This window comes from Proteus sp. G2300 (assembly GCF_009915965.1).
Taxonomy (GTDB): domain Bacteria; phylum Pseudomonadota; class Gammaproteobacteria; order Enterobacterales; family Enterobacteriaceae; genus Proteus; species Proteus vulgaris.
This window is the reverse complement of record NZ_JAABNK010000021.1, coordinates 47300-61136: the sequence shown is the minus strand read 5'-3', so window position 1 is coordinate 61136 and position 13837 is coordinate 47300. Positions and strand designations below refer to the sequence as shown.

Annotated in this window: 14 protein-coding genes; 10 read left to right on the top strand and 4 right to left on the bottom strand. The window is 39.1% G+C overall.

Annotated features, from left to right (window positions below):
* Positions 1–30: 30 nt before the first annotated feature.
* Positions 31–2478: an acyl-CoA dehydrogenase FadE gene (gene fadE, locus GWI97_RS10245; protein WP_161751947.1), complete on the bottom strand. Its 2448-nt coding sequence runs from the start codon at positions 2476–2478 to the stop codon at positions 31–33.
* A 238-nt stretch (positions 2479–2716) separates the two neighbouring features.
* On the opposite strand from fadE, the gene lpcA reads away from it, so the two are divergent.
* Together lpcA and GWI97_RS10235 are read left to right on the top strand one after the other, a co-directional pair.
* Positions 2717–3295, top strand: a complete 579-nt coding sequence (lpcA, locus tag GWI97_RS10240; RefSeq protein ID WP_036932613.1) for a D-sedoheptulose 7-phosphate isomerase — start codon at positions 2717–2719, stop codon at positions 3293–3295.
* Positions 3296–3352: 57 nt separating this feature from the next.
* The gene (locus GWI97_RS10235) at positions 3353–4120 is read left to right on the top strand and encodes a class II glutamine amidotransferase (RefSeq protein ID WP_036932611.1); all 768 of its coding nucleotides are present in this window, start codon (positions 3353–3355) and stop codon (positions 4118–4120) included.
* Here GWI97_RS10235 and GWI97_RS10230 read toward each other — a convergent pair.
* Positions 4091–4852 (bottom strand): L,D-transpeptidase family protein, encoded by a 762-nt coding sequence (locus GWI97_RS10230; protein ID WP_036932610.1) that lies wholly within the window; start codon positions 4850–4852, stop codon positions 4091–4093. The genes GWI97_RS10235 and GWI97_RS10230 overlap by 30 nt on opposite strands.
* Before the next feature lie 415 nt (positions 4853–5267).
* Here GWI97_RS10230 and GWI97_RS10225 point away from each other — a divergent pair, with 415 nt between their 5' ends.
* The 8 genes from GWI97_RS10225 to nqrM all read left to right on the top strand — a co-directional run bounded on the left by GWI97_RS10225 (position 5268) and on the right by nqrM (position 12444).
* Complete coding sequence (locus tag GWI97_RS10225; RefSeq protein WP_036932608.1) at positions 5268–6608, top strand: Na(+)-translocating NADH-quinone reductase subunit A; 1341 nt, start codon at positions 5268–5270, stop codon at positions 6606–6608.
* Positions 6609–6611: 3 nt separating this feature from the next.
* The gene (locus GWI97_RS10220) at positions 6612–7850 is read left to right on the top strand and encodes an NADH:ubiquinone reductase (Na(+)-transporting) subunit B (protein WP_036932607.1); all 1239 of its coding nucleotides are present in this window, start codon (positions 6612–6614) and stop codon (positions 7848–7850) included.
* Complete coding sequence (locus GWI97_RS10215; RefSeq protein WP_036932606.1) at positions 7843–8628, top strand: Na(+)-translocating NADH-quinone reductase subunit C; 786 nt, start codon at positions 7843–7845, stop codon at positions 8626–8628. Before GWI97_RS10220 ends, GWI97_RS10215 begins: the two co-directional genes overlap by 8 nt.
* A complete protein-coding gene (locus GWI97_RS10210; RefSeq protein ID WP_036932605.1) occupies positions 8621–9250 on the top strand; it encodes an NADH:ubiquinone reductase (Na(+)-transporting) subunit D in 630 nt (209 codons plus the stop codon). Before GWI97_RS10215 ends, GWI97_RS10210 begins: the two co-directional genes overlap by 8 nt.
* A 5-nt stretch (positions 9251–9255) precedes the next feature.
* Positions 9256–9852 (top strand): NADH:ubiquinone reductase (Na(+)-transporting) subunit E, encoded by a 597-nt coding sequence (gene nqrE / locus GWI97_RS10205; protein WP_036932604.1) that lies wholly within the window; start codon positions 9256–9258, stop codon positions 9850–9852.
* A gap of 16 nt (positions 9853–9868) precedes the next feature.
* A complete protein-coding gene (gene nqrF, locus GWI97_RS10200) occupies positions 9869–11095 on the top strand; it encodes an NADH:ubiquinone reductase (Na(+)-transporting) subunit F (RefSeq protein ID WP_036932603.1) in 1227 nt (408 codons plus the stop codon).
* Positions 11096–11174: 79 nt separating this feature from the next.
* Positions 11175–12197 carry an FAD:protein FMN transferase gene (locus GWI97_RS10195; protein WP_036932602.1) on the top strand — a complete coding sequence of 341 codons (1023 nt, stop codon included), beginning with the start codon at positions 11175–11177 and terminating at the stop codon, positions 12195–12197.
* Between the two features lie 19 nt (positions 12198–12216).
* On the top strand, positions 12217–12444 hold the full coding sequence (gene nqrM / locus GWI97_RS10190) for a (Na+)-NQR maturation NqrM (protein ID WP_036932601.1): 228 nt from the start codon (positions 12217–12219) through the stop codon (positions 12442–12444).
* Positions 12445–12575: 131 nt separating this feature from the next.
* Here nqrM and GWI97_RS10185 read toward each other — a convergent pair whose 3' ends face one another.
* A complete protein-coding gene (locus tag GWI97_RS10185) occupies positions 12576–12788 on the bottom strand; it encodes a CsbD family protein (RefSeq protein ID WP_036932600.1) in 213 nt (70 codons plus the stop codon).
* 92 nt (positions 12789–12880) lie between these two features.
* A complete protein-coding gene (locus tag GWI97_RS10180) occupies positions 12881–13753 on the bottom strand; it encodes a glycerophosphodiester phosphodiesterase family protein (protein WP_036932599.1) in 873 nt (290 codons plus the stop codon).
* Positions 13754–13837 lie beyond the last annotated feature (84 nt).

Sequence of the window (13837 nt, the reverse complement as noted above, 5' to 3'; positions counted from 1 at the left end):
TAGGGAAAATATTTCCCTTAATATGCGTTTTTAAGCTGCCTTATCTGTTTTGACGTTGTCAGCTTTTGGCTTTTTTGCGGGTACCGCCAATGCATCAAAGTCAAATTCATCAACGTTGATACTCCGTAAGCGACTTTGCTCTGCTTTACGTAAGATATTGGCTTCTTCCTGAGTGACTCGTTTATCAGACAGTGCTTTGTCAGCTAATTTATCTAATTGAGTAAAACTAAACTTCTTCTCATAGAGGCGGCAAATACGGTCGAAAATGGGTTCTGCTGCCAGGATATCAAGCAATGCTTCTTCCATTAAACCGTGTGGATTATGTTCACATGGTGTTAAGAATTGACCTCTACCAATACGGTCTCGAGTTTCAGAAGGCTGTTGAATAATTTGAGCCACTTTACTATCTAGTTTATCGGATGGGAGTTTTTGCGCTTTGCCAAGAGGAAAAATAATTGCGCGCATTGTACCTGCAATCATTCGGCTCGGGAAATTACGCAACAGTTCATCAATGGCATTTTCAGCTTGATATAAACACTCTTTCACACTCCAATGTACTAAAGGTAAATCTGCTGTATGGCGACCCTCATCTTCGTAGCGTTTAAGGACTGCTGAGGCGAGAAAAATATGACTTAATATATCACCTAAACGTGCTGAAATACGTTCACGACGTTTTAAACTTCCACCTAAAACGCCCATTGAAACATCAGACAATAGAGCCATATTGGCACTAAGGCGGTTAATCTGTTGATAATAACGACGTGTTTCATCATTGGTTGGCGAAGTACTTAATCGACCATTGGTAATACCTAACCAAATGCTTCGTAAGGTATTACTTGCAACATGGCCAATATGGCCAAATAAAGCTCGGTCAAAATCATGTAGATTGCTATCGCGTGCGGCGGCAATTTCATCCAGCACATAAGGGTGACAACGAATAGCACCTTGACCATAAATGATCATGCTACGTGTTAAAATATTGGCACCTTCAACGGTGATCGCAATAGGTGAACCTTGATAAGAACGGGCAACAAAGTTTGAAGTTCCAAGACAGATCCCTTTACCACCAACAATATCCATTGCGTCAATAACGCCACGCTGTGCTCTATGAGTACAGTGATATTTAACGATAGCAGATAAAACAGCCGGCTTTTCACCTAGCATAATACCTGTGGTAATTAAGGTTGACGCTGCATCTAAAAGATAAGCGTTACCGGCCAGACGTGCCAATGGTTCTTCGATACCTTCCATTTTACCAATAGGTATTTTGAATTGACGACGGACACGAGAATAAGCACCGGTTGCCATCGCCACACTTTTTAATCCACCTGTAGAGTTTGATGGTAGAGTAATACCACGACCAACAGATAGACACTCCACCAGCATCCTCCAGCCTTGTCCTGCCATTTTTGGCCCACCAATAATGTAATCAATAGGGACAAAAACATCTTTACCGCGAGTAGGGCCATTCATAAACGGAACGTTTAATGGGAAATGGCGATGACCAATTTCAACCCCTTTTACATCGGTAGGAATTAACGCACAGGTAATGCCAGGATTTTCATCGTTACTTAAAAGATGTTCAGGATCACGCAATTTAAACGCTAGTCCTAGTACGGTTGCGATAGGCGCAAGTGTGATATAGCGTTTATTCCAAGTTAAACGAATACCTAATATTTGCTCTCCTTGCCATTCTCCCATACAAACGACACCGCTGTCTGGAATAGCACCAGCATCAGAGCCTGCTTCCGGACTGGTTAAGGCAAAGCAAGGAATTTCATCTCCTTTGGCTAAACCGGGTAAATAGCGTTTTTTCTGCTCATCAGTACCATAGTGTTGAAGTAGTTCACCAGGGCCTAAAGAGTTTGGCACACCAACCGTGATGGCTAAAATACCAGATACTCCAGCTAGTTTTTGCAATACACGAGATTGGGCATAGGCGGAAAATTCTAATCCGCCATACTCTTTTTTAATGATCATCGCAAAGAAACGATTGTCTTTAAGGTATTGCCAGATTTCAGGCGGTAAGTCAGCTAATTCATGAGTGATCTCAAAGTCGTTTGTCATACGACAAACTTCTTCTACTGGACCATCAAGGAACGCTTGCTCTTCAGCGGTGAGTTGTGGCTTAGGGTAATTATGGAGTTGTTTCCAATCAGGTGTGCCACGGAAAAGTTCACCTTCCCACCATGTTGTACCAGCATCGATGGCTTCTTGCTCTGTTTTAGACATAGAAGGCATGACTTTTTGGAATGCTTTAAGGGCAGGAGCTGAAATATAGGCTTTACGAATAGACGGGAGAGTAAAGGGCAATAAAATCAATGCAATGGGAAGGAGTAGCCAGTAACTCCAGATATTAGCAAGACCCATTACAAAAGTGTAAGCAATGAGAATAAGGCTACTTATCGCAATACCGAATTTGCGATAGCTAAGTACGCCGATAAGAATAATAAAAAGTGCAATACTGAGTAGTGTCATAATAAACTCCTGTATTTAGCAAGAGATCAGAGGTCAGACCTGTTGTTTGTTATTTAGATCTAATCCAGTCACCAACTTTTATCAATATATTTACATTCTAATTACAATATAGCTCACAAATTATTCGTAAATGAGAGAAGTTAGCATTTGTCAGCAATGAGTATCTTCTTTCATGACATCGGATCCGTTACACTGAGAAACAGAAAATATCGATTACCCTTTCTGGAGTAAAAATCCTATGTACCAAGATCTTATCCGTGGTGAGTTAACAGAAGCAGCAGAGACCCTTTCTCGTTTTCTTCAAGATGAAGCAAATATTGAAGCTATTCAAAAAGCGGCTGTATTATTAGCTGATTCTTTTAAAGCGGGTGGCAAAGTATTATCTTGCGGTAATGGTGGTTCTCATTGTGACGCAATGCATTTTGCCGAAGAGTTAACAGGTCGCTATCGTGAAAACCGTCCGGGTTATCCTGCCATTGCGATTTCTGATGTAAGCCATATTTCATGTGTGAGTAATGATTTTGGCTATGAATATGTATTTTCGCGTTATGTTGAAGCTGTAGGTAGAGAAGGAGATGTTCTCCTGGGTATTTCAACTTCAGGTAACTCAGGCAATATTATCAAGGCGATCAGTGCTGCGCGTGAAAAAGGCATGAAAGTCATTACGCTAACAGGCAAAGACGGTGGCAAAATGGACGGTACTGCGGATATAGAAATTCGCGTTCCTCATTTTGGTTATGCTGACCGTATTCAAGAAATCCATATCAAAGTTATCCATATTCTGATCCAATTAATTGAAAAAGAAATGGAAAAGTAAGTCGTTATTGATATTGCTATAAAATAAGCAATAAACATCGACCAGAAGGAGTGAGCGATGTGTGAATTATTAGGCATGAGTGCAAATGTACCGACAGATATTAATTTTAGTCTAAGTGGGTTAATTCCGAGAGGAGGCAAAACAGGGCCTCATAAAGATGGTTGGGGAATTACCTTTTATGAAGGACTTGGGTGTCGCACATTTAAAGATCCTCAAGCCAGTGCTATTTCACCTGTCGCTCGCTTTGTTCAAGAGTATCCGATTAAATCTGAGGCCGTCATAGCCCATATTCGTCAGGCGAATCGAGGAAATGTCTCTTTAGAAAACACCCATCCTTTTACCCGTGAATTATGGGGTAAAAACTGGACTTATGCACATAATGGTCAATTAAAAGGCTATCAATCCCTTGAAACTGGGCGTTTTAGAGCCATCGGTCAGACAGACAGTGAAAAAGCGTTTTGCTGGCTCTTAAATCAACTGGAAGAGCGTTATAAACGAACACCTGCTAATTGGCAGGCTGTGTTTCGTTTTATTGCTACTTTAGCCTCTCAATTAAGGCAAAAAGGGGTTTTTAATATGCTGTTATCCGACGGACGATTTGTTATGGCATATTGTTCAACAAATTTGCATTGGATCACGCGAAAAGCACCTTTTGGAAAAGCAAAACTCCTTGATCAAGATGTAGAAATTGATTTTCAGCAGCATACACAATCAGATGATGTTGTTTCTGTTATTTCAACATTACCACTTACTGGAAATGAGTCTTGGCAACGTATTCCTGTGGGGGAGTTTGTACTATTTGATCGTGGTGTGCGTATCCTGTAACCATTTACTTGCACTATTTTGTGATAAATTAAGAGGAGTTTGATTAGGCACAATTGAGGCACTATTAACAAGGTAGCGTCCATCCTTAACAGTAACAGAAGGGATCTGTTTGTATTCTTCAACATATTGATAGGCAGGCATAAGTTGTTGCCAGAAGTCGATATCCGTTGAATAGTGATGCTTCTTCATATTTTCGCGAGTCATTTTGAATGGAAAAATATGAATATTGATCACGGATTGTCCACTTTTTAGCGCTAATTCAGCATACTGATAAATTTCATCCATTACTGAATCTGTCATTGCATAACACCCAACCGATTTACACGCTCCATGGATCATTAAAAAATCCCCTGTATATCCTTTTGATTTATCGTATTGATTAGGAAATCCTAGGTTGATCGCTCGGTAAAATCGACTATTCGGATTTAATTGTGAAAAATTAACCTGGTAAAAGCCTTCTGGACTTTTTAAATCACCTTGAAATTTTTTAGGGCCCAGTCCGCCAGAATAGCTACAAATGGGGTAAGTACGTACTTTTTCTAATTGCCCATCTAATTTTTCTGTATAAAGTTCAAGTAAGTTTTCTTCCTTGAAAATCTGAATATAGATAGGTCGTCCTGTATTTTTTTTAACAGATTCCATTAGAAATCTTGAACTGTTTTCAGCGTTAACTAATAAGGACGTTAACATTATTGTTAAAAAACTGATTAGTTGTTTTGCGTGACTGGTCATGGTTTTATCAGAAAAATAGCTTAAAATTTGTTGATAAAGTAGATCGTAGATTGCTATGAAGCAATAAATTTGTAAATTAAAATCTGAGATGGTTTCTTTTATTTTACAAAATTATCTGTGTGAAATTTAAGCGATCGTCGAGAAAGATGATATTTTAATTCGGTTTATACGAGTTGTTAACGTTTCAGTCAAAATAATATTCCCATTTGCTTGAGCTAAATCACTCGAATAGTCAGACAGGTTTAGGCTGAGATGATAAAATTCAGGTCGGCAGAATAAGAGAAAATAGTAACAATTATCGGAGATAAATAACTTAAGGTTCAAAAACACCTTAAGATGTTTTTATTACAGAGTCGCTACATTTTCGGGGTGAATTTGTAGCTTAGGGTTTAACTGATAAACTTGTGCAAATCTTATGATTAAAATTAAAAAAGGACTCGACCTCCCAATTGCAGGAGCGCCTGCCCAAGTGATAGAAGACGGACCCGCGATTCGACGCGTAGCATTGCTAGGTGAAGAATATGTCGGTATGCGTCCTTCTATGATGGTTTCGGAAGGTGAGCATGTAAAAAAAGGGCAAATTCTTTTTGAAGATAAAAAGAATGCAGGTGTTGTTTTCACCAGTCCCGTTTGTGGTAAAGTCGTTGAAATTAATCGCGGCGAACGCCGTGTGTTCCAATCTATCGTTATCGAAATTGATGGTGACGAAGAAATCACCTTTAACCGCTATGATAGCGCTACACTGTCAGATTTAACCCGTGAACAAGTTGAAACTAACCTTGTTAACTCGGGAATGTGGACTGCGTTAAGGACCCGTCCTTATAGTCGTACTCCACACTTAGGTACAACACCTGCTGCCATTTTTGTCTCTGCAATGGATACTAATCCGCTTGCTGCTGATCCTATGGTTATTATTGAGCAAAATGAGAAGGCATTTAATGATGGTCTTATTATTTTAACTCGTTTAACCGAAGGAAAAGTGTATGTTTGTCATGGTGAAAAATCACCAGCAAAATTAAATGATGGACAAATTAGCTATAACCAATTTGTGGGTCCTCACCCAGCTGGGTTGGTCGGTACGCATATCCATTTCTTAGAACCTGTCAGTGCTAAGAAAATAGTTTGGCATTTAAATTACCAAGATGTGATTGCTATTGGTTACTTGTTTACAACAGGTTCTTTATATACTGAACGTGTTGTTGCTTTAGCGGGGCCTCAAGTGAAATCGCCTCGTTTAGTGCGCACATGTTTGGGGGCTGATCTCTATGAGCTAACCAAAGATCAATTAATTGATGGTGAAAACCGCATTATTTCCGGCTCTGTATTATGGGGATGGAAATCTGATGAGGCTCATCATTATTTAGGTCGTTTCCATAACCAAGTTTCTGTATTACGAGAAGGTCGTGATAAAGAATTGTTTGGTTGGGGTATGCCAGGTAGCGATAAATTTTCTATTACACGTACAACTATCGGTCACTTCTTAAAAAATAAACGCTTTGCATTTACAACAACAATGAATGGTGGCGAACGTTCAATGGTGCCAATTGGCAATTATGAACGTGTAATGCCGTTGGACATTATGGCAACGCATTTATTACGTGATTTAATTGTAGGTGATACTGACAGCTCTCAAGCATTAGGTTGCTTAGAATTGGATGAAGAAGATTTGGGATTATGTACTTATGTTTGCCCAAGCAAATATGAGTATGGCCCAGCACTGCGCCAAGTATTGACCAAAATTGAGCAGGAAGGGTAACTCATGGGGTTGAAAAATTTATTTGAAAAAGTAGAGCACCATTTTGAGCCCGGTGGCAAATTAGCAAAATGGTACGTACTTTATGAAGCGGTTACGACGGTATTCTATACGCCAGGTACTGTAACGCGTAATGGTGGGCATGTTCGTGACACCATTGACCTAAAACGTATGATGATCCTAGTGTGGTTATCTGTTTTTCCAGCGATGTTCTGGGGAATGTATAACGTCGGTCACCAAGCGATCCCTGCACTAAATCAGTTATATAGCGGTGTTGAATTACAGCAAATTATTGCTTCAGATTGGCATTATCGCCTTGCACAATACCTTGGCGCATCATTAACAACAGATGCGGGGTGGGGAAGTAAGATGCTACTTGGTGCGACTTACTTTTTACCTATTTATCTTGTTGTTTTTGCGGTGGGTGGATTTTGGGAAGTACTTTTTGCTTTCATTCGTGGACACGAAATTAACGAAGGTTTCTTCGTTACATCCATTTTGTTTGCTTTAATTGTACCGCCAACACTACCACTTTGGCAGGCTGCATTAGGTATTACATTTGGTGTGGTTATCGCGAAAGAAATTTTTGGTGGTACAGGCCGTAATTTCTTGAACCCAGCATTAGCGGGTCGTGCATTTCTGTTTTTTGCTTATCCAGCTCAAATTTCAGGTGATCTGGTTTGGACTGCAGCAGATGGTTTCTCGGGTGCAACACCATTATCACAATGGTCTGTATCAGGTGAAAGTGCATTAGTAAATACAGCCACTCAACAGCCTATCTCTTGGATGGATGCTTTCCTGGGATATATTCCAGGATCGATTGGTGAAGTTTCAACTCTGATGATTTTAATTGGTGGCGCAGTCATTCTTTTTGCTCGTATTGCTTCATGGCGTATTGTCGCTGGAGTAATGGTCGGCATGATTGTGATGTCATACCTGTTTAATTTTATTGGATCAGAGACCAATCCTCTCTTCGCAATGCCTTGGCACTGGCACTTAGTTTTAGGTGGTTTTGCTTTTGGTATGATGTTTATGGCAACAGATCCAGTATCTGCATCATTTACCGATAAAGGTAAATGGGCTTACGGTATTTTGATTGGCGTAATGGCTGTGCTTATTCGTGTCGTCAATCCTGCTTACCCAGAAGGAATGATGCTGGCAATCTTATTCGCAAACTTATTTGCACCACTGTTCGATTATGTGGTTGTTCAGGCGAATATTAAGCGGAGAAAAGCTCGTGGCTAAAGAGAAAAACAAAGATAGCGTCGCAAGAACGTTCCTCGTTGTATTTATTCTATGTCTTGTGTGTTCCGTGGTAGTAGCAGGAGCGGCTGTTGGACTGAAGTCTAAACAAGAAGAACAAAAACTTCTTGATAAACAACGTAATATTCTTGATGTTGCGGGGCTACTCGTACCTAAAATGAGTGCGACAGATGTATTGAAAGTATATGACACTCGTATTAAAGCAAAAATTGTTAATTTCCAGACAGGTGAACTGACTGATAGTAAAGGCAATTTTGATTTAAACACAGAATTACGCAGTGATGAGACGTCAATCGCATTATCCCCAGAGGAAGATATTGCCAAAATTCGCCGTCGTGCTAACACAGCAGAGGTCTATTTTGTACTCGATGAACAAGGTAAAACGACGGAAGTTGTATTACCTGTTTATGGCTCTGGTTTATGGTCTGTAATGTATGCTTTTGTCGCCGTAGATATTGATGGAGTCACTTCAAAAGGTATCACCTATTATTCTCATGGTGAAACGCCGGGACTCGGTGGTGAAGTCGATAATCCACAATGGAAAGCACAATGGAAAGGTAAGCACTTAATTAATGAGCAAGGTGTGCCAGCCATAAAAATAGTGCGTGGTGGTGCATCTGACAGCCCTTATGGTATTGATGGACTTTCAGGTGCGACACTGACTTCGAATGGTATCCAGCATATGTTCGATTTCTGGTTAGGTGAAAAAGGTTTCGGCCCATTCCTGAAAAAAGTTCGTGAAGGAGAAATCAATGGCTGATACAAAAGAAATTAAACGAGTTTTACTTGGCCCATTGTTAGATAACAACCCAATTGCCTTACAAGTATTAGGTGTGTGTTCTGCATTGGCGGTGACAACAAAACTTGAAACTGCATTAGTGATGACAATTGCTGTAACGCTGGTTACTGCGTTCTCAAACTTTTTTATTTCACTCATTCGCAATTACATACCAAGTAGTGTTCGTATTATTGTTCAAATGGCGATTATTGCTTCATTAGTTATCGTTGTTGACCAAATACTGCAAGCTTATGCGTATGAAATCTCTAAACAACTTTCTGTTTTCGTTGGTCTTATCATTACTAACTGTATTGTAATGGGACGTGCTGAAGCGTATGCGATGAAATCACCGCCTATTGAAAGCTTTATGGATGGTATTGGTAATGGCTTAGGGTATGGCGTTATCTTGATCCTTGTCGGATTTTTACGTGAACTTTTCGGATCTGGTAAATTATTTGGTATTACCGTCATGGAATCTATCCAAAATGGTGGCTGGTATCAGCCAAATGGTTTATTCCTGTTAGCACCAAGTGCATTCTTTATCATTGGCTTGCTAATTTGGGGATTACGTACATTAAAACCTGCACAGGTTGAAGAGGACTAATCGCCATGGAACATTATATAAGCCTGTTTGTTCGTGCTGTTTTTATTGAGAATATGGCGCTCGCATTCTTCTTAGGGATGTGTACTTTCCTCGCTGTATCTAAAAACGTAAAAACAGCATTTGGATTAGGTATCGCTGTTACAGTTGTTCTAGGCCTTTCTGTACCTCTGAATAACTTAGTTTATAACTATGTGTTACGTGATAATGCTTTAATGGAAGGTGTAGATTTAAGTTTCTTAAACTTTATCACTTTCATTGGTGTGATAGCGGCACTAGTACAAATCCTAGAGATGATTTTAGACCGTTATTTCCCTGCACTTTATAATGCATTAGGGATCTTCTTGCCTCTTATTACCGTTAACTGCGCCATCTTCGGTGGTGTGTCATTTATGGCACAACGTGACTATAACTTTAGTGAGTCTATTGTTTATGGTTTCGGTTCTGGCGTTGGTTGGATGTTAGCCATCGTATTGTTGGCTTCTATCCGTGAGAAAATGAAGTACGCGGATGTACCGGCAGGTATGAAAGGATTAGGCGTTACTTTTGTCACCACAGGGTTGATGGCATTAGGTTTCATGTCCTTCTCTGGTGTTCAGCTATAAAGGGTGAGAAGAACTCATGGATATAATTATTCTAGGTGTCGTGATGTTTACCCTGATTGTATTGGTGTTAACGGCTTTGATTTTGTTTGCAAAATCAAAACTGGTCAATACAGGGGATATTTCAGTTGAGGTCAATGGAGACCCAGACAAAAGCTTTAATGCACCAGCAGGTGATAAATTACTAAACGTATTGTCAAACGAAGGTATTTTTATTTCATCCGCTTGTGGTGGCGGTGGCTCTTGTGGTCAGTGTCGCGTTAAAGTACTCGAAGGTGGTGGTGATATTCTGCCAACAGAACTTTCGCATATTAACAAGCGAGAAGCTAAAGAAGGTTGTCGTTTAGCCTGTCAGGTTAACGTAAAAAACAACCTGAAATTAGAATTACCTGAAGAAATCTTCGGTGTTAAGAAATGGGAATGTGAAGTTATCTCAAACGATAACAAAGCAACTTTCATTAAAGAATTAGTGTTAAAAATTCCTGAAGGTGAAGTTGTGCCTTTCCGTGCTGGTGGATTTATTCAGATTGAATGTCCTCCTCATACTGTACGTTATGAAGATTTTGATGTCCCTGAAGAGTATCGTGAAGACTGGGATAAATTTAATTTGTTCCGCTACGTTTCTGATGTAAAGGAAACAACAGTACGTGCTTATTCAATGGCAAACTACCCTGAAGAGCATGGCATCATCATGTTAAACGTGCGTATTGCAACACCACCACCACGTAATCCTGATGTGCCACCAGGTATTATGTCATCCTATATTTGGTCATTAAAACCAGGTGATAAGGTGACAATTTCAGGGCCATTTGGTGAGTTCTTTGCGAAAGAAACAGATGCTGAGATGATCTTTATTGGTGGGGGGGCCGGTATGGCACCAATGCGCTCACATATTTTTGATCAGCTAAAACGTTTACATACTAAACGTAAAATTAGCTTCTGGTATGGTGCTCGTTCTGTACGTGAAATGTTCTACACTGAAGATTTCGATATGCTTGCAAAAGAAAACGAAAACTTCACCTGGAATGTCGCACTTTCAGATGCCTTACCTGAAGATAACTGGACGGGATATACCGGATTTATTCACAATGTGTTGTTTGAGAATTACCTCAAAAATCACCCAGCACCAGAAGACTGTGAATTTTATATGTGTGGACCGCCAGTAATGAACGCAGCTGTTATTAAAATGCTCAAAGACTTAGGCGTTGAAGATGAGAACATTATGCTGGATGACTTTGGTGGTTGATCCTAACTTCCAATAAGCATAAATGAATGAAATGACAAGCGCCCACTTATGTGGGCGCTCATGATCAGAAGAGAGAGTTATGTTAAAAAGAAAGATGATAAATTGGATAGTGATGCTGTCTGCGTTAATTCTATTGTCTGCATGTGGTGAAAAACAGCAGGTATTAGAAGGCGAAACCATGGGAACTTATTACTCGATTAAATACGTCCCTGATAGTAATTCACCTCCACAAAACGTCTTACAAACAGAAATTGATCGTATACTTGAAGAGGTTAACGATCAAATGTCAACATATCGCCCTCATTCTGAATTAAGTCGTTTCAATCAAAGTCGTGAAATTAATACCCCATTCCCCGTTTCACCCGCTACTGCTAAAGTAGTGAGTGAAGCTATTCGTATTAATAAAATAACGGATGGTGCTTTAGATGTGACTGTTGGGCCTTTAGTGAATTTATGGGGTTTTGGCCCTGAAGGTCGATTTACTCACCAACCCTCTGAAGAGGAATTAGCAAAACGTAAACAGTGGATTGGTATTGATTACCTTGCAGTTGAAGGTAATACTCTGATCAAGAAGATCCCTGAACTTTATGTTGATCTCTCTTCTATTGCTAAAGGCTATGGTGTTGATGCTGTAGCTGAGTATTTAATGTCACAGAATATCACTAACTATATGGTTGATATTGGTGGTGAAGTAAGAACTCAAGGTGTGAATGGTAATGACAAACTTTGGCGTATAGCGATTGAGAAACCAGCTAATGATGGTACAAAACAGAGTGTACAGTTAATTATTGAACCTGGTGACAATTCAATTGCAACTTCAGGTGATTACCGTAACTATTTTGAGGAAAATGGTGTCCGTTTTTCTCATACTATTGACCCAACCACAGGTCATCCTATTAAACATAACCTTGTTTCTATTACTGTGATTGTACCCACTTGCATGAGTGCTGATGGTCTTTCTACTGGATTGAATGTTTTAGGACCTGAAAAAGGGTTAGACGTAGCAAATGAACTAAATATTCCTGTCTTTATGATAGTGAAAACTGAAAATGGGTTTGAAGAGCGCTATAGTAAAGCATTCGCCCCATTCTTAAAAAAATAGAATTTAAGGAGAGAAGGTTATGTTAAAAATATTTCTTTTTGCCTTCATCTTATTCTTAATTGCCTTCTTTGGAATGGCGTTAGGATATATTGTAAAGCGTAAGAGCCTTCAAGGTAGTTGCGGTGGTTTAGGAGCTATGGGGATAGAAAAAGAGTGCGATTGCCCTGAGCCATGTGATGCACGTAAAAAACGTATGGCAAAAGAGTCCGCACGAGAAGAGCTACTAAAAAAGAATCGAATTCTTTAACAATAAGAAATATTTTTCGATAAAAAAAGAGTGATGGATTTTAGTTGCCATCACTCTTTTTTATTTCATTCTAAAAAAATTTTAATAGAACTAAAGTAAGATCATAAAAAACAAAACTTTTTGTCAAAGGATCACTTCCATGGATAAGGGTTTTGTCCCTCCCACTCTAAAACTTCTTTTTTGGCTTCTTCGTAGGAATAGTCATAATGCTCTTGAAGTTTACCAATCAATTGCTCTCGAGTGCCTTCGATAACATCAAGTTCATCATGGGTGATTTTTCCCCATTTTTCTTTTACTTTTCCTTTGAATAAATTCCAATCACCCGAAATTTTATTGTTTAACATTTTATTCCTCCTTACTTATTTCCATCAGATAACATGATTAAGTGTAGAAGAGAATGAAGTGAAGATAAAAGTGAATGCCTAAATCGACTTATTTACTCTTTTCTAAATGCTTTCATTTTAGCTGGAGAATCGACCATAACTGCATCAGCGCCTAATTCAGTAGCCTGAATATAATCTTTTTCGGTGTTGATACCAAAAAGAACAATATGAGCATTGCCACCAGCACGAAAACATGACATTGCATCTTTATCCCAACTAAGAATTGAAGCCGAACGTGCCTCGCCTAAAGTATATTTTTCAACAACCTCTACTTTTCGATGTAATTCAAGTCCATACCAACGAGTAATATCTAAATTTTCAGGTAATAAACAAATGTGACTCATCGTTATATTTGCAAGGATATCACGAGTGATATCACGACTTTCAAAACGCTCTACATTGGTAGGTAGTGCTTCAAGAAAGGCTGTGTTAGTGGAATAAACTCGAGTTCTATCAAGTGCATTATGTTTACTGAGAACAGAGGCCAATGCTTCGCCTTGAACTGCGGGATCAGCATCTGGCGATTTTAAATCAAGATAAAATTGAGTAGTAGGAAATTGAGTTAGGATTTCATCTAAGGTGGGAATAGTAACCCCTTTGTTTCGATAAGGAAATTGCTGTGTTTCTCCAAATTTATAGCCTGCATCCCATTGTTTAAGTTGTTGTGCAGTAAATTCAGAAACAGCACCTTGTCCATTAGTTAAGCTTTTTAAATCACTAGGGCGGTAAAGTACAGGAACGTTATCTTTCGATAATTGAACCGTGATCCAAATTGCGTCAGCTTGATTAGAGAGTGCTGTTTTTATAGCAACTTCAGTATTTTCTGGTGCATCAGCGGTGCCACCACGATGTGCGATAATTTTAGGGGATGCCATAAGAATTACAGAATAAAAAAAGAGAGAAATAGCAATAAATAATTTGATCATGAAAAATAATTTCCTTGTTTTATATATAGTTACAAAACAATCATTAAAGTAAATGTAATTAATCAACAAGCAAAAACAATCTAG

Coding starts and splice junctions, on each gene's coding strand:
- fadE (WP_161751947.1), bottom strand. CDS start 2,478: ATGACACTACTCAGTATTGCACTTTTTATTATTCTTATCGGCGTACTT.
- lpcA (WP_036932613.1), top strand. CDS start 2,717: ATGTACCAAGATCTTATCCGTGGTGAGTTAACAGAAGCAGCAGAGACC.
- GWI97_RS10235 (WP_036932611.1), top strand. CDS start 3,353: ATGTGTGAATTATTAGGCATGAGTGCAAATGTACCGACAGATATTAAT.
- GWI97_RS10230 (WP_036932610.1), bottom strand. CDS start 4,852: ATGACCAGTCACGCAAAACAACTAATCAGTTTTTTAACAATAATGTTA.
- GWI97_RS10225 (WP_036932608.1), top strand. CDS start 5,268: ATGATTAAAATTAAAAAAGGACTCGACCTCCCAATTGCAGGAGCGCCT.
- GWI97_RS10220 (WP_036932607.1), top strand. CDS start 6,612: ATGGGGTTGAAAAATTTATTTGAAAAAGTAGAGCACCATTTTGAGCCC.
- GWI97_RS10210 (WP_036932605.1), top strand. CDS start 8,621: ATGGCTGATACAAAAGAAATTAAACGAGTTTTACTTGGCCCATTGTTA.
- nqrE (WP_036932604.1), top strand. CDS start 9,256: ATGGAACATTATATAAGCCTGTTTGTTCGTGCTGTTTTTATTGAGAAT.
- nqrF (WP_036932603.1), top strand. CDS start 9,869: ATGGATATAATTATTCTAGGTGTCGTGATGTTTACCCTGATTGTATTG.
- GWI97_RS10195 (WP_036932602.1), top strand. CDS start 11,175: ATGTTAAAAAGAAAGATGATAAATTGGATAGTGATGCTGTCTGCGTTA.
- nqrM (WP_036932601.1), top strand. CDS start 12,217: ATGTTAAAAATATTTCTTTTTGCCTTCATCTTATTCTTAATTGCCTTC.
- GWI97_RS10185 (WP_036932600.1), bottom strand. CDS start 12,788: ATGTTAAACAATAAAATTTCGGGTGATTGGAATTTATTCAAAGGAAAA.
- GWI97_RS10180 (WP_036932599.1), bottom strand. CDS start 13,753: ATGATCAAATTATTTATTGCTATTTCTCTCTTTTTTTATTCTGTAATT.